The following is a 23,014-nucleotide window of genomic DNA, read 5'->3' as shown; positions in this document are numbered from 1 at the left end:
GGATGGAGTGGCGAAACCTTACCGAGAAGGGGGTTTCTGGGTGGCGGAGAAAATCGCGCGGGCAAATGTCGTCTATTTCACCCCAACAGAGATTCAAATAGGCTACAATTGTAAAGTTATATGAATTCAGTCCGCAAATCTAGAAGAGTCCCACATACCAGACGCTAGTATGAGTCTTCCCATTCGCAACGTTGCTATCATTGCCCACGTCGATCACGGCAAAACCACTCTTGTTGACGCGCTCCTCAAACAATCCGGCATCTTCCGCGAAGGGGAAGAGGTTCCAGATTGCGTCATGGACTCCAATGACTTAGAGCGGGAGCGCGGCATTACCATTCTCTCCAAAAATACGGCAGTTCGCTACAAAGACACTTTAATTAATATCGTCGATACCCCAGGACACGCAGATTTTGGCGGCGAAGTGGAACGGGTACTGGGCATGGTGGATGGTTGTCTGCTGATTGTAGACGCCAATGAAGGACCGATGCCGCAAACCCGCTTTGTGCTGAAAAAAGCTTTAGAAAAAGGTCTGCGCCCGATTGTGGTGGTGAATAAAATCGACCGACCGCAGGCGGATCCCTATGGGGCGATCGATAAAGTATTAGACCTGTTTATCGAACTGGGGGCCGATGACGACCAGTGCGAGTTCCCTTATCTATTTGCTTCGGGTCTGCAAGGCTATGCTAAAGGGGATTTAGATGAACAAGGCAGCGATATGCAGCCGCTGTTTGAGGTGATTTTAGACCGGGTTCCGCCACCAGTGGGGGATCCGACTAAACCGCTACAGTTGCAAGTCACGACCTTGGATTATTCGGACTATCTGGGTCGCATCGTCATCGGGCGCATTCACAATGGCACCCTGCAGGCGGGTCAGCAAGCGGCTTTGGTGAAAGAAGATGGGGAAGTGGTGAAGGCCAAAATCACCAAGTTAATGGGCTTTGAAGGACTCAAGCGCATCGAACTGAAAGAGGCGAGTGCGGGATATATTATCGCGATCGCTGGTTTTGGCGATGCGAATATTGGCGAAACGATTACTTGCCCCAACGAACCGCAGGCCCTACCGCTGATTAAGGTAGACGAACCTACGTTGCAGATGACGTTTTGGGTGAACGATTCGCCGTTTGCGGGACACGAAGGGAGTTACGTCACTTCTCGGCAATTGCGCGATCGCCTGATGCGCGAACTGGAAACCAACGTCGCTTTGCGCGTCGAAGAAGCTGACTCCCCGGATAAATTCCTCGTCTCCGGACGCGGCGAACTGCACTTGGGCATTTTAATCGAAACCATGCGCCGGGAAGGCTACGAATTCCAAGTCTCCCAACCGCAGGTGATTTATCGCGAAGTCAACGGTCAACCCTGCGAACCGTTTGAATGTCTGGTGCTCGACGTTCCGGAAGAGGCGGTGGGTGGCTGTATGCAGCGCCTCGGAGAACGTCGCGGCGAAATGCAAGATATGCGCGTCAGCAATAACGGTCGCACGCAACTGGAATTTGCTATTCCGGCGCGCGGTTTGATTGGCTTCCGGGGCGAGTTCATGCGCCTGACTCGTGGGGATGGGATTATGAACCACAGCTTTCTGGACTATCGTCCCTTGAGTGGCGATGTGGAAACTCGTCGCAATGGGGTGATTATTGCTTTTGAGGAAGGGGTGGCTACTTTCTACGCCCTGAAAAATGCCGAGGACCGTGGTGTGTTCTTTATTACTCCCGGGACGAAGGTCTACAAGGGGATGATTGTCGGCGAACACAACCGTCCGCAAGATTTGGATTTGAATGTCTGCAAGACGAAGCAATTGACTAACGTCCGCTCTTCTACGGGGGATGAATTGGTTCAGCTACAAGCGCCGGTGGATATGAGTTTGGAACGGGCGTTGGAATACATCGGTCCGGATGAGTTGCTCGAAGTGACGCCGGAATCGATTCGCTTGCGGAAAATGCAAAGTAAGAAGCTGGCGAAACGGTAATTTTCCCTTTCTTTCCCCCACCCCCCGTGGGGGAAAAGGTTTCTCTCTCGGGTGTGCCTCGTCCAACTCTAGATTTAATTTGCAGTTTGGATGTGGTTTTTTCCCCGATCGCCTCTCGGATCGCTATAATTCTCACTCAAGCTGAAGTTTTAATGGTAGTTTTTCCCGATACGCAATCAAAGCATTGCACATAAGCCCTGCCTGCACCATCGGGTTTATTATACCCGATGTCAATCTCCTTTGTCAACCGATTGGAAAAAAAATTCCCGCCGGTGAGGGGTGGGCGGTGGGAAGCAGAATTGAATGGTGAATGATACAACTTAAGTGAAAAATGGGGCACAGCGGGGTGTGCCCCGGGAGGTTTCACCCGGGATGGGGGGAGTGGCGGGCAAAATCACGCAAAGTCGCGGGGCGATCGCGAGGCGTCAAATCCGCCACTGCGGATGAGGCGATCTAACTCACCGGGATCCGGTGCATGTATTTGTGCAGTTTCGATCGCCACTCGACCATCCATCACTTTCTGATAGAGGTCGTAATTCATCACCTGCATTCCTTCATAGGTATCGGTATGCATCAGATGATAAGCACTGTCGTCATCACCTTTGAGCAAATAATCCTTCATGGCGGGGGTATTGATTAATATCTCGTTAATTGCGGTTCGCCCGCCATCGGTGGTGGGAATCAATAATTGAGCTACCACGGCGGCGAGAGATTCGCCAATTTGCACCCGCATGGAGGGCTGTTCTTCTGGGTTGTACAGGTTTAACAAGCGGTTGAGGGCGTCGATCGCGTTGCGGGTATGCAGGGTACCCAAGACTAAGTGCCCGGTTTGTGCGGCTTGTAAGGCGATATTCACCGTGAGGCGATCGCGCATTTCCCCAATCAAAATCGCGTCGGGGTCTTCGCGCAAAGCCGATCGCAAGCTGGCGTGGAAGTCATCGGTATGCAATCCCACTTCTCGCTGTGAGATGAGGCATCTTTTAGAAGCGTAAACATATTCGATCGGATCTTCAATGGTGATAATATGCTTGTACGCGGTTTGGTTCAAGTGCTGAATCATCGCCGCCATTGTGGTAGATTTCCCGGAACCCGTCGGTCCGGTGACCAAGACTAAGCCTTGAGGTGCGCTAATGATTTTTTTTAGCACTTCGGGTAAGCCCAAGCGATCGATAGTAGGAACCTTCAGGTCGATCAAACGCAGGACGATCGCCCCACCATTGAGGGTTTGAAAGCAATTGACCCGACAGCGAACGAAACCGGGATAAAAAATCGCCGTATCAAGTTCTTTCGTTTGGGCGAATTGTTTTCGCTGAGAGGGGGAGGCGATTTCTTGTAGATACATCTCGAATAATTCGTCGGTTACTTTATCGAGACCTTCCGCTTCGCGCATTTGTCCCCGGATCCGAAATCGCGGGACTTCCCCGACGCGAATGTGAACGTCAGAGGCTTTGGCGTCGGCGGCTTTTTTGACGATCGGCTTGATGAGTTGCGATCGCTTTTGGTGGGAATGCTCTGTAGATTTGCGCGACAACTGGGGTGATGATGGTGGGGGTGGTGGCGGTGGGGGAACTCTGGGCGGAACGTGGGATTTTAACTCCGTGGGGTCATGGGTGTTATTAGTTGCAGCCATTTTCTTTTCTCCTGATGCTTATCGACATGGCGATCGCCCGAGGGCGATCGGGCTTTTCCGTAAAAATACTCTGGCGTTAAAACGACTTGTGTTTAAACTGCTCCTTTTTACGTGATTTTACTTGTATTATAGAAAAGAAATCCGAACATCTGGGGGGTGGTGTAATATTTCTTTACTTCTCAGCCCGGTTTGAAGGGTCTCAGACCCAGACTTTCGGGGGAATCGAGGGGGAAACCCAGCAGCCCTGCGCCGATAGCATCTAGGGAGATAGAATTTATCTACCCTGGGAGAGAAAAATGCTTGAGAGAAAAATGCTTGGGGGTTGGATTCCACCACAGGAAATAATTCAGCGCCAGACAGCAACCAGGGGATTGAACTATAAAGAATCCTCCAATGGTCACTCAGCCTAAATATTATATGACTTTTACAAAAGTTTTGCAACCGAGATTTCCCCATTTTTTTGCTCCCCATCAGTTTAATTTCAGACATCGCTCTAGCTTGACGATTGAAGGTGAATTTGTCAGAATAAAAGGGAGTACAAATTAGGGGATAAGTCCAATGAACATCAACCCAGAAAACAAAGCAAAGAAAGCGATACAAGAGCGGCGTTTGTCAGCCAGAATTAAAGCCTTATGGGAAAATAAGAAGCTATGGGTGGGGGTCAAACTCAGCTTATTATTGAACGATACGGTAGATGCCACCAATTACGATGCTTACATTTGCCAGTGGCTCGCAAATTTTTATCCCGATTATGACAGTTATGCCTTGGCATTTTGGGTAGATTATGTAGACATTAAACGAGTGGAATGGGAGATTTTTGTATTGAGGCGGGGGGAAGGATGGCAGTTGGTCAAACTTCCCAATCCCTATTGCGATCGCCAATCCTAGCATAATTTTCTGAACCAAGGTAAACTTGCCCAATGGAGTGGTTTATTTGGTTCTTTCAAGTAGAATAAACCCGAAGCCAATCACTCCTGTTCTTTGTCCGACTCGTCGGATTCTTGGAGGATAACGGCGAGACTTCGCAAGCGCTCGAACTGGGAGCAAAACACCACAATTGAAACCGTAAGGGGCACCCCCAACAAAGCACCGGGAATTCCCCACACCCAGCCCCAAAAAACAATCGAAACCAGGACGACAAAGGGAGAAATATTCAACGAGTTGCCCTGCATGCGCGGATCGACAAAATTGCCCAGGGCGAGTTGGATGGCTGCCAATCCCACCAAGGTGGCGATTCCGCGACCCATTCCCAAAAATAACAGGGCAAACAGACTGGGGGGAATGACTGAGATAATCGAGCCGAGGGTGGGAATATAGTTGAGCAGAAAAGAAAGCAAACCCCAAACAAATGCCAATTCTACCCCTAAAATCCAACAAAACAAGCCCGTCAGTACCCCGGTGATTCCGCTGGTGATGGTGCGAATTAATAAATAGCCTCGGAATTTATTGCCCATGCGATGAAAGGCGGTAAGAATGTGGGAGGCGGTGGGGGAAGAAAAGGCGCTTTTGACTTTCTGCTGATACTGTTCCACTTCCAGCAAAAGTAACACCAGGAGTGCTACAGTTAAGACAAATAAACCGAGGGAAGACCACAGGGATTTCAATCCGGCGATTAATTCATCGCTATATTGCTGGATCGAGGATTGAGACTGCAAGGGTTGCCCTTGGATGGGGATACCTCGGTCTTGCGCCCAGGTGGTGACAGTTTGAAATATTTCCTGCAAGCGATCGAGGTACTGAGGGGCTTTCGGGGCCACCAACTCGACGCTAAACTCCAACGCCCCAAAGGCTAATGCGAAAATTCCCGCAAGTCCTAACATAACTAAGGTCAAACTCAACCACTCGGGGAAGCGACGGTTGAGCCAATGGTGTAGGGGATGAACCAATACGGCGATAAAAATGGCAAATGCGAGGGGCATGGTAATGGGTGTGGTGGCTTTCAGGGCGGCGATCGCAAAAATCGCCACTAGAATTGCCACTAAAACTGGAAGGGAATTGCCCGATTTTTCCATAGGTTGCTCTCAATCGATGCTGGACTCTGTGGGGGAAATGGGAACATCCAATCTCGCTCGAATCAGGCTGAAGATAGCTCAACCTCCCCCATCGGAAGCGAGGATAAATGAAGGAATACTCCCTAGAAGTAATCCTATTTTTTCAGTGAAATTGCCCAGTGTCACCTATCTATAGACAGATTTAGATTATTATTTGAGCCGTTAGACTGTTTTTGCCAAAAAATCCGCCGGATAAAATCCCCTACCTTCGCCCTGCGCTGTGCTTACCCTGCATGGCGCGCAATGCAAGTTGAGAAAAGTAATCAGCCCGAATGCAAATAATTTCCCTGTCCCACTGGCTGGAAAAACCCATCATCTCGCGTCCGATCCAGTGCAAAAACGCCAAACGCGGCAGATTGAAAGTGCGCGTTAGCGAGCAACTTTCGCCGAGGCAGACTCATTATTTCTCCAGGCATTCCTTTAGCTAAATCCAACCAATGACCAATGACCAAACCTCAGAAAAAGGAAGAATCGCGATCGGGGACATCGGGGGAGTTGTAAATATAGTCTTTGTCAAAATTCAAATCTTTGGCTAGATTGCCAATCCCTAATATTTTATCGAGTTTAAACACTTCAAAAATGGAGTCAAATAATTTATCTTCGCTTAACCGGGCTTTGGTATAATAATAAGTTCCGGCTACATCTTTTTCCAGGATTTTATCTTGCATAATTTTGCTTCGGATAGGCTTGATGTAGCGATAAAATAAAAGCACCTGCATGGCGTAGCGACCCTGAATTTCAAAAAACCGTTGTTGTTCTACAAATCGCATGGAAAACAGCAGTTTAATGATTTCTAATCCGATAATAAATCCAATCAGTTCGTTGAGATAATCGGCGGTTAGGTTTTCCGGGATTAAGCCGGTGAGCAAGTAATAGCGGTAGTAATATTCGGCAATAGCTTTATCGTCTAATTCTTTTTCAATGTTGAATTTTTGCAAAAGCGAGATAACTCGGTCATACATATAGTGCTTGGATTTTTCGGCGAGGCTAATTAATTCTGATTGAATTAAATCGTTTAAAGCTTGGTGTTGTTGCTCGGGAGAAATGCAAGCAAACAGGGTCATGGAGTTTAATAAATACCGTCTTGTGCTCGGGTCTTTTTTGCGGAATTCTTCTAAAAATGAGTCGGGAATGATTCGACCTTTATCGAAACGTTGGGAACCGAATATTGGCGTCATAGGAATACCCTTTATTTTAGCGAGGTTCGTCCGGTAAAAAGCGGGGGTAGGCGGAGGATGTTGGCGGGGGCGATCGCAGTTGTGCGGGGCTATGGTTAGGGGAGAAAAAGCAGTTAGGGGTTTGGGGTATTATCAAAGCAAGGCGATCGCGCTTTTTCTGGGAAAGGCGATCGCCTAACCGGGGTGGATTTCTCGGCACAATTGCGGGGAATTTGGGGAAACCATTGGGTGAGTGAGTTGCAATTGGGCGGAGTTTAGGGGAAACGAACCCGAAAGGGCGATCGCCATAAAACCCGATGGGGTTTGCTCTAATTTTATCTTGAATCTGAGCGATTTTCACCCTCCTTGCAGCCGCCGGGAGGGGGCGATTAACTGAACCAAACCAAACCGCTGAGAATTAAGGCGATCGCCACAATTGCCACCCAAAAAAACCCATTATCTTTGGTATTTACTTGGGACAGATCCACCGGTGGGGGGGCGTCGGGAGTTTTGCGCTTGGATTTTTTCTTCGGCGCAGAAGCAGCAATCTGGGTGACTTTGGAGGGGGTTTCATCCATTGCGCTCAGATCGGGAATTTCAATCAGCCATTCTGGGCGCGTGTTGAGTTTTGGCGCTTCTAAAATGTAGAGCAAGCGCTTGGCTTGTTTGCGGGTTTCGAAGTCGGGATGTCGGGTTAACCTTCTGCATAAGGCGATCGCCTCGCTGGAGTCTCCCGCCGCCTGATAGGCGTTTAAAAGCCACATCAGCACCTCTCCTCCCTGGCGGGAGTTGCGATTCACCCGCTTGGTGGCTTCCTGTAGGTGTTGCACCGCTTGTGGATAGCGACCCCGATCGAAGGCTTCTTTGCCGGTTTGATATTCGGCTTGGAAACGGTCTAAGCTTTCTGAACTCACGATTTCTATTAAACTAGCAGATTCGGGTCTCTTGGTAAACGAGCTTATCTTGCCAGCGCCGATTCTGACAAGGAGAGGGCGAATCTTTTCGCGACGCAAGGCGTCACCCTTTCCATCGCTAAAATGCGAAATTACGGTTCTACAAGGAGTTTGAGCCATGACAACGAGGGACAAATGGTATTGGTTACGACCCTGGAAAACCCTAGGGTCACTCGCCGCCCCCCTAGCGGTGGTACTCGCCGGGTTTGGCGCGGCGACGCCACCCGCCACTGCGGGTATGACGGTGACGATTGACGGCGGTTTGCACATTCGCGTGGGGGATCCCGCGCCAATTCGTTACCGAGGCACGAATATTTATCGCGGAGGAATAAATTACTATCCGGTTCGGGAGTATTATCCCGGTTATTACCCCCGTCGGCGCGGCACAACGATTCGCAATTCGACTCTGATTAATCCGACGGTTATCGATTCGACAATTCGCAATTCGACCCTGATTAATCCGACGATAATCGATTCTCCCCATCGTCACCGCAGAACCCCTTCGCGATCGCCGCGCGTGAGAGGCGCGATCCCTGGCTCTCTGTGAGGCTATACTAACCGGACAAAATTGTGAAGGAGAGAACCATCGGCTGTAGGGACAGGGCATGCCTTGTCCCTGCGGCGAATTGCGAAAGGTAAGTTTAAAAAACGGGATAAATTCTTGGCAGCCAGAGGCGTGCGGGCATGGGCGCGATTGCAATCCACTGCCCAGTTTTTTACCCAAAGTAACTTGCCCGCCCCTGCTTCGAGATGCGAGTTACCGAAATAACAAAGTCAGGGGTCGGGCACTTCAAGAGCGAGCGTTAAGTGCGATAGGCGATCGCATTCTAGGGGAGAGAAACGGGCGATTGGGACATGTATTCCGAGGCCACAATCATCGAACCAATCCCGGCAGTGGTAAAGATTTCCAGCAGCAAAGAGTGAGGGATGCGACCGTCAATAATGTGAGCCGCGCTCACGCCTTGGGCGAGACTGCGGACGCAACAGGTCACTTTCGGAATCATGCCTCCGGACACCACTCCCTGGTGAATCAGCTCCCGCGCTTGCTGAATGCTGAGTTGAGCCAGCAGGGTGCTGGGGTCTTCTGCATCCTTTAAAATCCCCGGCGTGTCGGTCATTAAGATTAATTTTTCCGCACCCAGGGCGGCGGCGATTTCTCCGGCGACGGTATCGGCGTTAATATTATACGATTGTCCGGTTTCGTCGGCGGCGACACTGGAGACCACCGGGATACAACCACTAGTGAGGAGGGAATCGATGACGGTGGTCTTCACGGAACTGACTTCCCCAACGAAGCCAATCCCTTCTTGACCGTGGGGACGCGCTTTGATTAAGTTACCGTCTGTGCCGCACAATCCGACGGCATTGCCTCCGGCTTTATTAATTAAGGAAACAATTTCTTTGTTAACGCGACCGACTAACACCATCTCTACCACGTCCATTGTGGGCGCATCGGTGACGCGCAGGCCATTTTTGAATTGTGGCTCGATATTGAGTTTCGTCAGCCAGCTATTGATTTCGGGACCTCCGCCGTGGACGAGGATGGGTCGCACGCCAACACAGGAAAGAAATACCAGGTCGCGCATGACTTGCTCTTTCAGGGTGCTGTCTTTCATGGCAGCACCGCCATATTTGACCACTACGGTACGTCCGGCAAATTGCTGAATGTAGGGGAGTGCTTCGCTAAGCACTTTTACCCGCATTGCCTCGGCTTGTTGTTGGCTGGTTTCGTTCTCGGTCAACATGGGCTGCTTTTTCTTGTCAAAAGGGCTACTTGCTAGCTTATCGCTATCTGGCACGGTTGTTATCTGGATTTTCTGGTGGATTGCCCCGGTGGGTGGAGCCTGTTGGCAGGTGGGTGACACCCGGGGAAGTTCGCCCCGGGTAGGGCTTTTGCGGGATTGAGAGGGCGGCGTTGGCGGGGGTTTTAGATGAGGATTTCGTGACAAACCAGGGGGCGGGGAATCCCGGGAACCGCACCCTGGGGGTTAGTTATAGGTCTTGCGGGCGTCGGGTTTGAGGATTTTGCGAATTTCGGCAAAAATGCGATCGCAAATTAGCGCTGGCGTCTCTGCGGCAGTTATGGAAATCCTCACATCTGCCTGGGCATACAGGGCTTGCCGTTGTTCCAAGAGCGATCGCAGTTTGCCCAGGGGATCCGGGTTCTTTAACAGCGGTCGCGTGCTGTCTCCTTGTAGCCTTTTGTATAATTCTTCTACGGGAACATCTAGCCAGACGACGATACCATGTTGCAGGTAACTCCAGTTTTGCGGTTTGAGGATGATGCCGCCCCCGGTGGCAACTACCAGGTTTTTATAGGCGCACAATTCGGCGATCGCTTTGGTTTCCAGTGCCCGAAATTCCGCCTCGCCGCTTTCGGCAAAGATTTGGTTAATCGTTTGCCCCGCTATCTGTTCGATGAGCGCGTCGGTGTCGAAAAACCGATAATTCAGTCGATCCGCTAGGGTTTTTCCCACGGTGCTTTTCCCCGCACCCATCATGCCTACCAGATAAATATTACAGCCTTTGAGAACGTCTTTCACGATGCAGTTTTGATTGAGAGCGACGGTTACTTTTAGCATTTTGTGGCGCAAAAATCAAGGGCAATGGTCCCGCCGCTGCACTAACCCTTTCGTTGCTTTGCAGGCGAGTACGGCAAAGCATATAGGTTGGGTGATGGATAAAGGCTCGGTCTATATGCGAGACTTATTTTTTAATTGAAATATCCGGGACATTTCCCTACCTGTACCTACATTTTATAAGCCGCGCAAACATCGAGGGGTTGCCATTTTCAAACCCCTCATAAAACCATCAATGCTTAACCCGGTTTTACAAGGCAAAAAAACCCCTAAATCGGTGGCACAATTCAGGCGATCGATATCTTGTAAGCGCAGAAATCTAACGATCCACATGGGTTTGCAGCGCAGATTGGAACTCACCCACAGGATTGCTTGTACCCGTCGCTTGCGCCGACAGTTTCAGCATACAAATTAGCCTCGGGCAGGCTTGGTTTGGCGAAGTGCAAGTTTGCGCCGCGTCTTTGTGCCGAGTGGGGAAGCGGGAGGCAAGTATAAGGTGGGCGGTGCCCACCTTACAGGTATTATACCTCGGACTGTACCAACAACTCGGCGGGTAAGCGTTTGAAAGAGAGGCGCTCATTTTCCACATCCACGAAGATAGTATCCCCGTTGCCAAACTCGCCGCGCAAGATGGCTTTAGCGACTTGGGTTTCCAACTCGCGCTGGATCGCGCGTTTGAGGGGACGCGCGCCATATACGGGGTCGTAACCCACTTCGGCGAGGAAATCGATCGCCGCATCGGAGAGTTTCAGAGACATCTTGCGATCGCGCAACCGTTCCAGAACTCGTTCCACCTGCAATAGCACGATGTGACGCAATTCTTCTTTCTGCAAGGCGTGGAAAATAATCATCTCGTCGATGCGGTTGAGGAATTCCGGACGGAAATTGTTCCGCATCGCATCCATTACCCGACCGCGCATTTCATCGTAGCGGCTATCATCGCCAGACACATCCAAGATATACTGCGACCCCACATTACTGGTCATAATAATCACGGCATTCTTAAAGTCTACCGTATGACCTTGGGCATCCGTCACCCGACCATCATCGAGGATTTGCAGCATGATATTAAACACATCCGGGTGAGCTTTCTCGATTTCGTCGAACAGAATCACCGCATAAGGACGCCGGCGAATCGCTTCGGTGAGTTGTCCGCCTTCATCGTATCCTACATATCCCGGAGGGGCACCGACTAACCGAGAAACCGCATGTTTCTCCATATATTCGGACATATCAATTCGCACCATTGCCTCTTCGGTATCGAACAGATAAGCCGCCAGTGCTTTGGCCAATTCGGTTTTACCTACCCCCGTCGGACCGAGGAAGATAAAACTGGCCACGGGACGATTCGGATCTGCCAGACCGGCGCGCGATCGCTGAATCGCATCGGACACCGCCGTCACTGCTTCTTGCTGACCCACTACGCGCTTATGCAACTCCTCTTCCAAATGCAGGAGTTTTTGCATCTCGGATTCCACCAACTTACTAATCGGAATCCCAGTCCACTTAGAAATAATCTCGGCAATATCCGCTTCGGTAACTTCTTCGCGCAGCAGGGTTTTTCCGCTGACTTGATTCACCTCTAGCTGCTCTTCCGCTTGCTGCAATTCTTTTTGCAAGCTAGTCAATTTGCCGTATTTCAACTCGGCGGCGCGGTTCAGGTCGTAATTGCGTTCCGCTTGTTGAATTTCGATATTGACGCGATCGATTTCTTCTTTAATGCTCTGAATTTTCTCGATGGTATCTTTCTCGGATTGCCATTGAGCGTTGAGCGCTTGTTGCGCTTCGTTCAGGTTTGCCAGCTCTTTTTCTAGGGCTTGCAAGCGGTCTTGAGAGGCGGTATCGGTTTCTTTCTGCAAGGAGAGTTTCTCCATTTCTAGTTGCAGAATTTTGCGGTCGATTTCGTCAAGTTCTTCCGGTTTGGAGGTAATCTCCATTTTCAGTTTGGCCGCCGCTTCATCTACTAAGTCGATCGCCTTATCGGGCAAGAAGCGATCGCTGATATAGCGATTGGACAAACTCGCCGCCGCCACTAAAGAATTGTCGGCAATTTTTACCCCGTGGTGAACCTCATACCGTTCTTTCAATCCGCGCAAGATAGAAATCGTATCCGCGACGCTGGGCTGGTCGATATACACTTGCTGGAAGCGACGCTCGAGGGCGGCATCTTTTTCGATATACTTTCGATACTCGTCCAAGGTAGTGGCACCGATACAGCGCAATTCCCCTCGGGCTAACATGGGTTTGAGCAAGTTGCCGGCATCCATCGCACCTTGGGTCGCCCCCGCGCCCACTACGGTGTGAATTTCATCGATAAACATGATGATATTCCCGCCGGAGTCGGTGACTTCTTTGAGAACCGCTTTCAGCCGTTCTTCAAATTCGCCGCGATACTTGGCACCGGCAATCAAAGCCCCTAAGTCCAGGGCGATTAACTGTCGGTCTTTCAGGGATTGGGGTACGTCACCGGCGACGATCCGTTGTGCCAACCCTTCGGCGATCGCGGTTTTACCCACCCCGGGTTCGCCGATCAGCACCGGGTTATTCTTGGTGCGCCGAGAGAGAATTTGAATGGTGCGACGAATTTCGTCATCGCGCCCGATTACCGGGTCTAGTTTCCCTTCCCGCGCCGCTTGGGTGAGGTCGCGACTGTATTTTTCTAGGGCTTCGTATTTGCCTTCAGGATTGCGATCGGTCACTTTTTGATTCCCCCGCACTTGTGCGATAGTATTTTTCAGTTTGCTTTCATTCAGTTGAAATTCTTGGAATAGCCCTTTCCCAAAACGGTCATCTTTGAGAAAGCCAAAAATCAGATGTTCGACGGAGATAAACTCGTCTTTATACTCTTTGCGGTACTCCTCAGCGCGATCGAGCAATGTGTCGAGACTGCGACCGAGATATACTGAGCTGCTGTTTCCGCTCACTTTGGGCTGGCGGTCGATAAACTGTTCGGTGCGATCGCGCATCTGCACCACGTTTACCCCCGCTTTGCTGAAAATGCTCGCCGCAATTCCATCGCCCTCGAGCAAAGATTTCATCAAATGCTCGCTTTCGATTTGCTGCTGGTTCGCTTGCTTGGCGATATCGGGGGTTTTGGCGATCGCCCCCCAGGCTTTTTCTGTAAACTGATTCGGATTATTCGGTTGCATAGATTCACTCCTTATTTACCCTTTCTTAAATTGTAATCAACTCGCGACTCCAATCTAGATCGGCGATCGCGGCAAAATCGGTTAGTATTCCCGTCCTCTTTATCATACCTTCCCCCAGCTCCGATGCCGAATCTTTATCTCGGGTTGAGCGGCGATTGGCGATTCGCCACCGCCACAGACTCCCAGGGTTTTTTCTTGCTAGAAAACTCGGTTTTCCTGGGTTTTCACACTTCTAATGATAACCCCGCACTTCCCTTTTTCCCGATCGGCGATCGCGAAAAACCCCGGGTAGATTTTCCGCCCTGGGAATCACACCCAAAACCGCCTTCCCCAGCGAGATTCTCCCCGAGAGTTTAAGCGGTCAAAACCACCGACAACCAGTGGGGATAGGCAAAAGAATTTTGCGGTAAAAAAGCCGGTTCTTCGCCATAAGATTCCCCCACCAATTGTGCGGTCATTTGCAGATTTTTCCACAACGATTCCGCCTCGCCAAATGCTTCTAAACCCACAGACCACCAGTGGCGATCGCGCACTTTTACTTGGGTCAATTCTACATTACACCCTTGCGGAACCCACTGATTTTCCCTCACCGATTCTACGGAGTCACCGAGGAAATGATAGGTCCGCTGCGATCGCGTTTTTTCCACCCCCACCCAAGTACCGGTTTCTACCGCATTTTCCGGAACCTGCGCCGATAACTCTTCACAAATACATTTGCCCCATTTTTCAAGCTGCCCGGACCAGCGATCGCCAACCTGTTCCACCCCCAATATCTCTTGTCGCCACTTGATTTCCAAGCGATCGTGTCGCAATTTCACATTCAGATAATCCGCCCCCGGAATCACCAAATACAAGTCTTCCCGGGTTTCTGGCGTCCCCAGCACTTCCCCCGGCGCATGTTCTTTGAACCAATGCGTTACCTTTTCCGGTGGCGTCCCTGGGTAAAACCATCGCAATTCAGTGGTTAGCAACATAAAATCCCCATTCCTATTTCGTCTCTGTACGAGCGCATCCGCTACCATAGAGGATAACTCCTCTGTCAAACTCGAGAATCAAGACTTGAACACTCACCGTTTCATCCTTGGTTCTTCCCCATTTATCCGTTTTCCTCTATGTTTTCCTCGACTCAAACTCCACCGGCGATCGCCGCCGCCTGCGCCGATAATACCATCAAACTCTGGCAACTCGACGGCAAATTGCAAAATATCCTCCAAGGGCATAAAGCTAGCGCCTTATGGGTTTGCTTCAGTCCCGATGGTGACGCGATCGCCTCTGCAAGTGCCGATAAAACCATCAACCTTTGGCGACGCGATGGCACCTTAATTACTACCATCAAAGGTCATAAAGCCGAAGTTTTTGGTATCGCCTTTAGCGAAAAAGGCGACCGAATTGCTTCCGTCAGTGCCGATAAAACCCTGAAATTTTGGCGACGCGACGGCAAATTAATTAACTCGATAAAACGTCAATCTGCCGGACTCTTTGGCCTCAGTTTTATGCCCAATGGCGAACTCATTGCCACAGCAGGCGCTGATTCCACCGTCAAACTCTGGCAATTTGACGGCATTTGTCTGAGAACCTTAGAAGGTCACGAGGATAGGGTTTATCGCGTTAATTTTAGCGCCGATGGCAATAAGCTGGTTTCCGGAAGTCGCGACGGTACCGTGAAACTCTGGGTGCGGGATATTTCTTGGGGCCGCAATGGCACTGTGAGAACGTTACAAGGCCATGAAAATGCGGTTTTGGATGTCTGTTTTAGTCCCGATGGCAATGCGATCGCCTCCGCCAGTGCCGACAAAACGATTAAAATTTGGAGCGCGTTAGATGGCACCTTAATTCAAACCTTAAAAGCGCATAAAAATTTCGTTTATAGCGTCACCTTTAGCCCCGATGGTAAAACTTTGGCCTCGGCTAGTGAAGATAACACCATCAAGTTCTGGAATTCCCAGGGTGAAGTTATTAAAACTTTGAACAAGTCAAAAAGTTCTATCTATCACATCAGCTTTAGTCCCCGTTAATTGACCCTCCCTGCTAACTCGTTCCCTGGCTCAGCCTGGGAATGCCAATTAGGAGGCAGAGCCTCCTAATATTTTACCACTTTATCTGTTACAGTTACAGGCATTGCCCACCCTAAAACTCTTAAAATTTTACCAAGATAAAGCATAGTAAAATGCCCTGTACCTACGGAAAGCCAATTGAATCGTAAGCAGTCATGCACAATAAATTGCACATCCATTTTTGAGTTTTGTAGGGTGGGCAGTTCCTTGAATGAGTTGCGAGCGACACCTCCTGGGATGGAACTGCCCACCCTCCCCACTGCAATTATTTTTGCCCGAGTACATAGATAAAACTTTTAATGAAATCTATTTTAGGTGATAAAATCAGGGGGTAATCTGGGCAGTGTCCACCCGAAAGTTTGGCAAAATTGGGTGTTGAAACTTGACAGTTTTGTGACCGATGCGCTGACAAACCCACTGCACGCAAATAGGCGCGATCGCATTTCCAAATAACCGATATTGGTCGTACACTCTCGCTACCCGACACCAATCATCTGGAAAGCCCATTAACCGTGCATACTCCACATTTGTTAATCGGCGAAATTTATCCCCGACGCGATATCGTTCGTAATGTCGGGAGGTGGATGCCGTCAGGGTTGAGGCAATCCCATTAATGCCAAAAATCGTATAACCCAACCGCGCTCCTCCGCCTTGATTGTACAGGATTTCCACCCCATTACAATAGCGATTCACGGCTTTACTTTGCTCGATCCGTTTCCAAGTTTCTGCGGTAAAATCAAACTGCGAATCCACTTGCGATTCGGGTTGCAGAATATCTCTCAGTTTCTTTCGCGGTTTGATATCCGGTAGGGGAGAAAGGGGCTGGGCGTACATTTTTTTCCCATAGGCAATTCCCCAGTGGTGGTTTTTGGTTTTTCCGGGCAAAATTGGGGTGAGATAGCCCGGGAGTTCCCGGTCTGCTGCGGGTAAAGATTCTACATCATTTTGAGTTAAAAACACCGAATAGGTTTCTAGCATCTGGAAAAAACTCCCCGCCTCGGGTACCTTTGTGCCGAAAATAAATAGGCGATCGCGGTTTTGCGGAATTCCAAAGCTCAGGGTATTGACAATCCGCCACTCAATGAAGTAGTCTAATTCCGAGAGGGCGTCTAAGATGGTTTGAAAGTGATATCCCCCTTCCATCGTTAGCATCCGCTTGACGTTTTCCAAGAAGAAATACTGCGGTTGCTTGTTGTCCAGGATTTCCACAATCCGCTCGAATAAGGTGCCTCTCAATCGGTCTGTGACCCCTTGTTTTTTCCCCGCCGGACTAAAGGGTTGACAAGGGAAACCGGCGGCTAAAATATCCGTTTTGGGAAGGTCTGCGAGGGGGATGCGATTGATATCCCCCAAGACAATGGCATCCTCGCCAAAGTTACTTTGATAAACCTGGCAAGCTAATTCACTGATATCGTTCGCCCACAGGGTTTGAATTTGGGCGGATTCCATCCCCAGGCGAAAGCCGCCGATGCCGGCAAATAATTCCACTGCGGTGAGTGGTGGGTTGTGCTCCACGAGATTGGTTTGACCTCAGTTGAACGGTTGGGCAATTTAATAGTTTAGCGGATAAATACACCCTCCCTCGAACCTTTTTCCCGAGGTTATCGCCTGCAAACGAGATAACACAAAAAAAGGTGGGCAATGCCCACCCTACGGATTAATTTGAGAGAAGATTACCCAACGGTGTGGGGAATGAGCGATCGCCGTTCTACCGATTGCACTTGTACCTCATTGTTCTCGTCAATATCGATATGCACGGTATCGCCGTCTTGAATCTCACCGGAGAGCATAGCTTCGGCTAGATTATCTTCGAGCAAGCGCATAATCGCGCGGCGTAAGGGTCGGGCACCGTAGCTGGGGTTGTACCCTTCTTCCACTAACCGCTCTTTGAAGCGATCGCTAACTTGCAAGTCGATACCATTTTCGATCAGGCGGCTGAACACATCGCGCAACATGATTTCGGCGATTTCTTTCACCTCGTCTTTGGTCAACTGTTGGAAGACGATAATATCGTCAACCCGGTTGAGAAATTCGGGGCGGAAGTATTGCTTCAGTTCTTCATTCACCAAGTTGCGAATGCGTTGGTACTGCGCGTCAGTGGCGTCATCAGAGAACTCGAAGCCCAAACCGCTGCCACCTTTTTCGATCGCGCGCGACCCGATATTCGAGGTCATCACCAGCAAGGTATTCTTGAAGTCTACCGTGCGACCCTTGGCATCGGTGAGGCGACCGTCTTCCAGGATTTGCAGTAGCATGTTGAACACATCCGGGTGCGCTTTTTCGATTTCGTCGAACAGAATCACGGTATAAGGACGACGGCGCACGGCTTCGGTGAGTTGTCCGCCTTCATCGTATCCCACGAATCCCGGAGGCGAACCGATGAGTTTGGAGACGGTATGGCGTTCCATGAATTCGGACATATCCAGACGGATCATTGCCTCTTCGGATCCGAAGAAATAAGTCGCCAGAGATTTGGTCAGCTCGGTTTTACCCACACCAGTCGGTCCGGAGAAGATAAAGCTGGCGATCGGGCGGTTGGGGTCTTTCAGGCCCACGCGGGCGCGGCGGATGGCGCGAGACACGGCGGTAACGGCTTCTTCTTGACCGATGACGCGCTCGTGCAGGGTGCCTTCCATGAGCAGGAGTTTCTCGGATTCGGTTTCGGTGAGTTTGCTCACGGGCACGCCGGTCCAGAAGGCGACAATTTGGGCGATGTCTTCGGCGGTGACCACCGGGCTTTCGGCGTTGGCTTCGGCTTCTTTATCCCGTTCGATCAGGTCTGCTACTTCTTGTTGCAGTTCTAATTCGCGATCGCGCAATTCCCCGGCTTTCTCGAAGTCCTGTTCCCGGGCGGCGGTGTCTTTTTCTTTGCTGACTTGTGCCAGTTGTTGCTTGGCCTTTTTCACGGCGGGCGGTTGTTTGAAGTTCCGCAACCGCACCCGAGAACCGGCTTCGTCGATTAAGTCGATCGCCTTATCGGGCAAGAAGCGATCGTTGATATAGCGCTCGGACAGTTTGGCGGCGGCATCCAAGGCTTCATCCGCAATGGTTAGCCGATGGTGCTCTTCGTAGCGAGAGCGCAAACCAAACAGAATCTCCACGGTTTCCTCGATGGTTGGTTCTCCCACCATCACCGGTTGGAAACGACGCTCTAATGCGGCATCCCGTTCGATATGCTTGCGGTATTCATCCAGGGTGGTTGCGCCAATGCACTGCAATTCGCCTCGGGCTAAAGCCGGTTTGAGCAGATTGGCGGCATCCATGCCCCCTTCTAGGGAACCCGCCCCGACTAGGGTGTGGATTTCGTCAATCACCAGAATCACGTTACCCGAGGAGCGCACTTCTTCTAAAATCGCTTTGATGCGTTCCTCGAAATCGCCCCGGAAGCGGGTGCCGGCAATCAGCAAGCCCATATCTAGGGTAAACACCTGTTTGTTTTCCAGGATGTCGGGGATATCTTTTTTGGCGATCCGCTGAGCCAATCCTTCGGCGATCGCGGTTTTACCCACCCCTGGTTCCCCCACCAACACCGGATTGTTTTTGGTGCGTCGTCCCAATATTTGGATGATGCGTTCGATTTCTTTGGCGCGTCCCACCACCGGGTCGAGCTTTCCTTCTTCCGCCCGTTGGGTCAGGTTGACGCCAAATTCGTTCAGTTGTGGGGTTTTATCCGATCCGGAACGCCGTCGCGTTCCCCCTCGGGCGGCAACTTCCGCCGGCGGTGGGTTTTCTCCAACCCTGCGAACCACTTCTTTGCGGATTTGGTCGGGATCTACGCCAAATTTTTCCAGCACTTTCACCGCGACCCCTTCCCGGGAAGCGGTTAGCCCCAAAAGTAGGTGTTCGGTACCGATGTAGGTATGTCCCAGTTGGCTGGCTTCTTGCAGGGATTGCTCTAGAATGCTCTTGGCGCGTGGGGTGAGGGGAATTTCGGCAGGGACGAAGCCGCTGCCCCTACCGATGATTTTTTCCACTTCCATTCGGGCATCTTTGAGATTGACGCCCATTGTTTTTAGCACCTGCGCCGCAATGCCGGTGCCTTCTGCAATCAACCCTAAAAGGATTTGCTCGGTGCCCACAAAGTTATGACCGAGGCGGCGTGCCTCTTGCTGGGCCAGCATAATCGCTTTTATGGCTTTTTCTGTGAAATATTCAAACATGAGCTTAGTCCGTTAACTGTAAAGTTTTGTGTATGTCCTGTTATCAAGGTATCTCTATTTGAGTGGCCAGGGAGTAGCGAGATCCGTAATCTCGTAGGGGGATTAGCCGTCTTGCTTCATGCAGTTTAGGTGCCGCAATGGCGCGCGTGCCAAGGGTTACGGCTATGCATTTTTCTCGGATGCCCCCTGCCATTTGTCTTGTTGCCACATCTACTCGATTGCACAATCGCCTGTCAACCCTCCTTGGGAGGAGATCGGTCTGAATTTCCGCTCGGTTTGCCCTTAATAATGTGCGAATTTCAGCGAAATTTGTAATCCTCACTACAAAGTGTAGCGGCGCGCTTGGTTTGGATCCCAGGTTGCAATCCATTTCCTTCCCCTGCGCGCGCCGGGTTATCTCTGGCGGGATTGCACTCCCCGCTTGCCGTCAGGGGATCCTCTCACTGAACGGGAGGATAGGGAAACCGCCGCGATCGCCTCCCGCCCATGTTCTGCGGGACAATCTCTGGCTGATGCTGTTAATCCAATCCGGGCTAACAGCCGTTTGTTCGTTCCCTGTGCTGTGGTCTGATTCGGCGATTGAAACACTCAGTTCATCCAGTGTGGCTTGCTTTCTGGGTGGGGGACTGGGGTTGGGCTGACGGTTCTGGCGGTCAGTTGAATGAATTGCAACTTTTTCCGCGAGATTGCCTCAGCCTTCAAACCGATAGAGCAATTGATTGGTCTATCTGCAAGTTGGGCACGACGGCGTGCTTTTACATTATAGCTTTTTTGGCAGATTTATCCATTATAAATCTCCGCCTATTTTAGCTAACTGTGGTGCAAGAGTCAAGGTGCAGGGGTGGAAACAGTCGCTATCTCATCCCCCCTCCCCAACTCGCAGTGATTCTCGTCACAGGGGGTGCAGTTTCGCGATCGCATCCCTCCCAGGGAGACGATCGCCAAACCCTCTGGACTCGCATCACTGCGCGATCGCTTTCACTCAGCCATACTCAATACTGTCGGGTTCGGTAAGTTTGTCCTATGTCTGAGGAAACTATGATTCGTCAACTCATCCAGCAGGTGTTGCGTAGCGGCTATCTCAGTGCCGATACTGAAGCGAAACTCGCTCTGCTTTTCCAAGGATCCTGTAGTGTCTCGGAATTAGATACCTTGATGGATTTACAACATGCCGTCATGTCCGGTTATGTGAAGCGCGAGTCTTCTTCCCCTCACTCCACCCCAATGGTTCGCGAGGAACGCGAGGTAATGTGAGGCTTTCCTGCCAGACTGCGATCGCCCTTCTCTACCTCGGCGCGCGGTAACTTTTTTCTCCCACCCCCCCCTTGACAACTTCACTGCCTTTGCCCTATTATTCATAATAGGAAATAGTGGCTGCCCTATATATAGGCATAATTCACCCAGCCTCCCCTGAAATTGCCCGCCACTGGCTCAAACCAACGGTTGTGAAGTCCGAGTTTGCACGTACTGTTTCAGCACCAACGCCAGGGAAAATTGCGATCGCGATTTTTCAATCCAGCAGCGCCGTTCTAACGATTGCAAGGTATTGAATCCCCCTGGAAACGACCCCGTTTTAGACTCCACGAATTGACCCACCGACACCGCATCCGACTTAGTTGCCAGAGCTAAAATAACCGTTTTTTCCGCCTCAGACAAGCGCCGATATTGCCGGTCTAAAACTGCGCGCAAATCTTCTCCCAAGCAGCGGGGTTCGTATCTGAAAAAATCCGCCACACTGCCATCAAATAAATCCTGAATCATCGTGGCCACAATTTTTAACCACAAGGGGTTGCCTTGATACGCCTCAATCAGCGCCGCTGCATTCTCCATTTCTACCAATCCTTTATCCCGCAAAATATTCTGCGCCGCCGCACCCAAACTCCCTAATTGTAACCCGCGCACCGGGGCATTTTTCCCTTTCAATGCCGCAATTTCTCGCGGCGGTTCCCACCCAAGAAGCAACAGGCAACTGTGATGGGATAATTCCGCCAATTGTTGGAAAAATACGCCATAATTTTCATAGCCGCTGCGGTACTTTCCGGCAAACTCAGATTCGGCTAAAATACAATGGATATCATCTAGGATAATCAAACAGCGCGCCTGTCGCAAATAGGGGAAAAGCATCGAGGTGCGATCGCTATTTTTGGTATATAAGGGATTCGACACTGACCCCGCTAACTCACCCGCGCCAGTTTCCGTGGGCGTGGCGGTATTCGCACCAAAAAGGTTCAACCGCGACAACCCCCGAATCAGGGAATCCGATAACCCTTCCAGAGAAGGCGATCGCCGCAGACTGCGCCATACCACTGCATCAAATTCACCCATCACTTGTTGTACCAGTTGCACCGCCAACGCCGTTTTGCCAATCCCACTCAACCCGCGCAACAACAGCAAGCGAGTTCTTTCGTACAAAATCCACTGTTTCAGGGTCGCCAACTCCGCCTCCCGCCCGTAAAATACCGCCATATCCGGCATTTCTGCCAAATCCCGAACCGGTTTCGGTTTCTCCATTGCTTCCTCCCCAGTTGAGGTTGGGTTGGATGCGGGGTAGGGAATCTCCGCCGGATGTGGACTTTCAGCACAAGTGCTAAATTTACTAATTTGCACAAAATCGCGGAGATTGGAAGGATGAGAAAACTCGAACCGATCGAGGGTAGAACGTAAGTTCGATTTGGTGACTGGTTCCCCTAAAGCATCGGAGAGGATTTTCCATAATTTGGCTCCCACATCCCTAGCGTGACCCTCGCTGCAGTGAGCGCGATGGGAAATTGTCCCGTAGGTCTCACCTTCCAAGGTTCCCCGCAGAATAGCTTCTTGCAGCGTGTCAATGTGTTTTCCCGTCTTGGCAAACACCAAGCGATCGGCAACATTTAAAACCTCTTGTACGTTCATTGCTCCGTGATTGAGTGGTATGGGATGCATTATACCCGACATTTTCCCACATTTTCCCACTGCCCGTGACTTTTTCTAACATTTTCCGACTAAATCGGCATTTCCGGGTTGCCAAACTGCCGACATTTTCCGACATTTTCCGACTGGACAATCGCTTGATTTCGGGAAATAATTGGCATATTGACCGCCAAAGCCAATCATAGGGGGAATCGATTCGCCACAGCATAATTTGAGGTGCATAATTGCTCGGCGATCGCCCCACTACAGACGTAGGGTAGCCACCCGCCACCCTCCTCCTGGGAACCCCCAACAGGCAGATCCACCAGGGTAATGCCCACCATGCCCCCATTTTATAGGAGAAATTCCCAATGGCTGTTAATTTATTCGATGCCAATTTCTACCGTGCTTTCAATCCAGATTTAGCTG

Annotated in this window: 19 protein-coding genes; 6 read left to right on the top strand and 13 right to left on the bottom strand. The window is 50.6% G+C overall.

Annotated elements, in window-relative coordinates; translation table 11 throughout:
* Nucleotides 1-169 precede the first annotated feature (169 nt).
* Nucleotides 170-1,963 (top strand): translational GTPase TypA, encoded by a 1,794-nt coding sequence (gene typA / locus AC0QH1_RS05625; RefSeq protein WP_324629944.1) that lies wholly within the window; start codon nucleotides 170-172, stop codon nucleotides 1,961-1,963.
* A gap of 394 nt (nucleotides 1,964-2,357) precedes the next feature.
* Here typA and AC0QH1_RS05620 read toward each other — a convergent pair whose 3' ends face one another.
* On the bottom strand, nucleotides 2,358-3,593 hold the full coding sequence (locus AC0QH1_RS05620) for a type IV pilus twitching motility protein PilT (RefSeq protein ID WP_324629943.1): 1,236 nt from the start codon (nucleotides 3,591-3,593) through the stop codon (nucleotides 2,358-2,360).
* A gap of 558 nt (nucleotides 3,594-4,151) precedes the next feature.
* Here AC0QH1_RS05620 and AC0QH1_RS05615 point away from each other — a divergent pair.
* Nucleotides 4,152-4,481 carry a hypothetical protein gene (locus AC0QH1_RS05615; RefSeq protein WP_324629942.1) on the top strand — a complete coding sequence of 110 codons (330 nt, stop codon included), beginning with the start codon at nucleotides 4,152-4,154 and terminating at the stop codon, nucleotides 4,479-4,481.
* An 80-nt stretch (nucleotides 4,482-4,561) separates the two neighbouring features.
* Here the strand turns inward: AC0QH1_RS05615 and AC0QH1_RS05610 are convergent, their stop codons facing one another.
* From AC0QH1_RS05610 to AC0QH1_RS05595, 4 genes are all read right to left on the bottom strand, one after another.
* Nucleotides 4,562-5,605 carry an AI-2E family transporter gene (locus AC0QH1_RS05610; RefSeq protein ID WP_324629940.1) on the bottom strand — a complete coding sequence of 348 codons (1,044 nt, stop codon included), beginning with the start codon at nucleotides 5,603-5,605 and terminating at the stop codon, nucleotides 4,562-4,564.
* A gap of 494 nt (nucleotides 5,606-6,099) precedes the next feature.
* Nucleotides 6,100-6,822: a hypothetical protein gene (locus tag AC0QH1_RS05605; protein WP_324629938.1), complete on the bottom strand. Its 723-nt coding sequence runs from the start codon at nucleotides 6,820-6,822 to the stop codon at nucleotides 6,100-6,102.
* A gap of 16 nt (nucleotides 6,823-6,838) precedes the next feature.
* Complete coding sequence (locus AC0QH1_RS05600; protein WP_324629937.1) at nucleotides 6,839-7,021, bottom strand: hypothetical protein; 183 nt, start codon at nucleotides 7,019-7,021, stop codon at nucleotides 6,839-6,841.
* A 169-nt stretch (nucleotides 7,022-7,190) separates the two neighbouring features.
* Nucleotides 7,191-7,715 (bottom strand): hypothetical protein, encoded by a 525-nt coding sequence (locus AC0QH1_RS05595; protein ID WP_324629935.1) that lies wholly within the window; start codon nucleotides 7,713-7,715, stop codon nucleotides 7,191-7,193.
* Nucleotides 7,716-7,872: 157 nt separating this feature from the next.
* Here AC0QH1_RS05595 and AC0QH1_RS05590 point away from each other — a divergent pair, with 157 nt between their 5' ends.
* Complete coding sequence (locus AC0QH1_RS05590; RefSeq protein WP_324629934.1) at nucleotides 7,873-8,301, top strand: hypothetical protein; 429 nt, start codon at nucleotides 7,873-7,875, stop codon at nucleotides 8,299-8,301.
* A 280-nt stretch (nucleotides 8,302-8,581) separates the two neighbouring features.
* On the opposite strand, the gene argB is transcribed toward AC0QH1_RS05590, so the two are convergent.
* From argB to AC0QH1_RS05570, 4 genes are all read right to left on the bottom strand, one after another.
* Complete coding sequence (gene argB / locus AC0QH1_RS05585; protein ID WP_324629933.1) at nucleotides 8,582-9,499, bottom strand: acetylglutamate kinase; 918 nt, start codon at nucleotides 9,497-9,499, stop codon at nucleotides 8,582-8,584.
* Nucleotides 9,500-9,742: 243 nt separating this feature from the next.
* Complete coding sequence (locus AC0QH1_RS05580) at nucleotides 9,743-10,336, bottom strand: shikimate kinase (protein ID WP_324629932.1); 594 nt, start codon at nucleotides 10,334-10,336, stop codon at nucleotides 9,743-9,745.
* A 518-nt stretch (nucleotides 10,337-10,854) separates the two neighbouring features.
* Nucleotides 10,855-13,482, bottom strand: a complete 2,628-nt coding sequence (gene clpB / locus AC0QH1_RS05575; RefSeq protein WP_324629931.1) for an ATP-dependent chaperone ClpB — start codon at nucleotides 13,480-13,482, stop codon at nucleotides 10,855-10,857.
* Between the two features lie 353 nt (nucleotides 13,483-13,835).
* Nucleotides 13,836-14,456 (bottom strand): hypothetical protein, encoded by a 621-nt coding sequence (locus AC0QH1_RS05570; RefSeq protein WP_324629930.1) that lies wholly within the window; start codon nucleotides 14,454-14,456, stop codon nucleotides 13,836-13,838.
* A 138-nt stretch (nucleotides 14,457-14,594) separates the two neighbouring features.
* Here AC0QH1_RS05570 and AC0QH1_RS05565 point away from each other — a divergent pair, with 138 nt between their 5' ends.
* On the top strand, nucleotides 14,595-15,497 hold the full coding sequence (locus AC0QH1_RS05565; protein ID WP_324629929.1) for a WD40 repeat domain-containing protein: 903 nt from the start codon (nucleotides 14,595-14,597) through the stop codon (nucleotides 15,495-15,497).
* Between the two features lie 363 nt (nucleotides 15,498-15,860).
* Here the strand turns inward: AC0QH1_RS05565 and AC0QH1_RS05560 are convergent, their stop codons facing one another.
* The 3 genes from AC0QH1_RS05560 to AC0QH1_RS05550 all read right to left on the bottom strand — a co-directional run bounded on the left by AC0QH1_RS05560 (nucleotide 15,861) and on the right by AC0QH1_RS05550 (nucleotide 20,284).
* On the bottom strand, nucleotides 15,861-17,051 hold the full coding sequence (locus AC0QH1_RS05560; RefSeq protein ID WP_324629927.1) for a DNA cytosine methyltransferase: 1,191 nt from the start codon (nucleotides 17,049-17,051) through the stop codon (nucleotides 15,861-15,863).
* 158 nt (nucleotides 17,052-17,209) lie between these two features.
* On the bottom strand, nucleotides 17,210-19,696 hold the full coding sequence (locus tag AC0QH1_RS05555; protein WP_324629926.1) for an ATP-dependent Clp protease ATP-binding subunit: 2,487 nt from the start codon (nucleotides 19,694-19,696) through the stop codon (nucleotides 17,210-17,212).
* A 393-nt stretch (nucleotides 19,697-20,089) separates the two neighbouring features.
* The gene (locus AC0QH1_RS05550) at nucleotides 20,090-20,284 is read right to left on the bottom strand and encodes a hypothetical protein (RefSeq protein WP_324629925.1); all 195 of its coding nucleotides are present in this window, start codon (nucleotides 20,282-20,284) and stop codon (nucleotides 20,090-20,092) included.
* 231 nt (nucleotides 20,285-20,515) lie between these two features.
* Between AC0QH1_RS05550 and AC0QH1_RS05545 the strand changes: the two genes are divergently transcribed.
* Together AC0QH1_RS05545 and AC0QH1_RS05540 are read left to right on the top strand one after the other, a co-directional pair.
* The gene (locus AC0QH1_RS05545; protein ID WP_324629924.1) at nucleotides 20,516-20,710 is read left to right on the top strand and encodes a hypothetical protein; all 195 of its coding nucleotides are present in this window, start codon (nucleotides 20,516-20,518) and stop codon (nucleotides 20,708-20,710) included.
* Between the two features lie 9 nt (nucleotides 20,711-20,719).
* Nucleotides 20,720-20,950 carry a hypothetical protein gene (locus AC0QH1_RS05540; RefSeq protein ID WP_324629923.1) on the top strand — a complete coding sequence of 77 codons (231 nt, stop codon included), beginning with the start codon at nucleotides 20,720-20,722 and terminating at the stop codon, nucleotides 20,948-20,950.
* A 177-nt stretch (nucleotides 20,951-21,127) separates the two neighbouring features.
* On the opposite strand, the gene AC0QH1_RS05535 is transcribed toward AC0QH1_RS05540, so the two are convergent.
* Nucleotides 21,128-22,618 (bottom strand): helix-turn-helix domain-containing protein, encoded by a 1,491-nt coding sequence (locus AC0QH1_RS05535; RefSeq protein ID WP_324629922.1) that lies wholly within the window; start codon nucleotides 22,616-22,618, stop codon nucleotides 21,128-21,130.
* Nucleotides 22,619-23,014: the final 396 nt, after the last annotated feature.

Source organism: Phormidium sp. CCY1219 (assembly GCF_055795085.1).
This window is presented reverse-complemented; position numbering and strand designations above follow the sequence as displayed.

Bases quoted from the DNA above. Each gene is read 5' to 3' on its own strand.
- typA (WP_324629944.1), top strand. From the start codon at position 170: ATGAGTCTTCCCATTCGCAACGTTGCTATCATTGCCCACGTCGATCAC.
- AC0QH1_RS05620 (WP_324629943.1), bottom strand. From the start codon at position 3,593: ATGGCTGCAACTAATAACACCCATGACCCCACGGAGTTAAAATCCCAC.
- AC0QH1_RS05615 (WP_324629942.1), top strand. From the start codon at position 4,152: ATGAACATCAACCCAGAAAACAAAGCAAAGAAAGCGATACAAGAGCGG.
- AC0QH1_RS05610 (WP_324629940.1), bottom strand. From the start codon at position 5,605: ATGGAAAAATCGGGCAATTCCCTTCCAGTTTTAGTGGCAATTCTAGTG.
- AC0QH1_RS05605 (WP_324629938.1), bottom strand. From the start codon at position 6,822: ATGACGCCAATATTCGGTTCCCAACGTTTCGATAAAGGTCGAATCATT.
- AC0QH1_RS05590 (WP_324629934.1), top strand. From the start codon at position 7,873: ATGACAACGAGGGACAAATGGTATTGGTTACGACCCTGGAAAACCCTA.
- argB (WP_324629933.1), bottom strand. From the start codon at position 9,499: ATGTTGACCGAGAACGAAACCAGCCAACAACAAGCCGAGGCAATGCGG.
- AC0QH1_RS05580 (WP_324629932.1), bottom strand. From the start codon at position 10,336: ATGCTAAAAGTAACCGTCGCTCTCAATCAAAACTGCATCGTGAAAGAC.
- clpB (WP_324629931.1), bottom strand. From the start codon at position 13,482: ATGCAACCGAATAATCCGAATCAGTTTACAGAAAAAGCCTGGGGGGCG.
- AC0QH1_RS05570 (WP_324629930.1), bottom strand. From the start codon at position 14,456: ATGTTGCTAACCACTGAATTGCGATGGTTTTACCCAGGGACGCCACCG.
- AC0QH1_RS05565 (WP_324629929.1), top strand. From the start codon at position 14,595: ATGTTTTCCTCGACTCAAACTCCACCGGCGATCGCCGCCGCCTGCGCC.
- AC0QH1_RS05555 (WP_324629926.1), bottom strand. From the start codon at position 19,696: ATGTTTGAATATTTCACAGAAAAAGCCATAAAAGCGATTATGCTGGCC.
- AC0QH1_RS05540 (WP_324629923.1), top strand. From the start codon at position 20,720: ATGTCTGAGGAAACTATGATTCGTCAACTCATCCAGCAGGTGTTGCGT.
- AC0QH1_RS05535 (WP_324629922.1), bottom strand. From the start codon at position 22,618: ATGCATCCCATACCACTCAATCACGGAGCAATGAACGTACAAGAGGTT.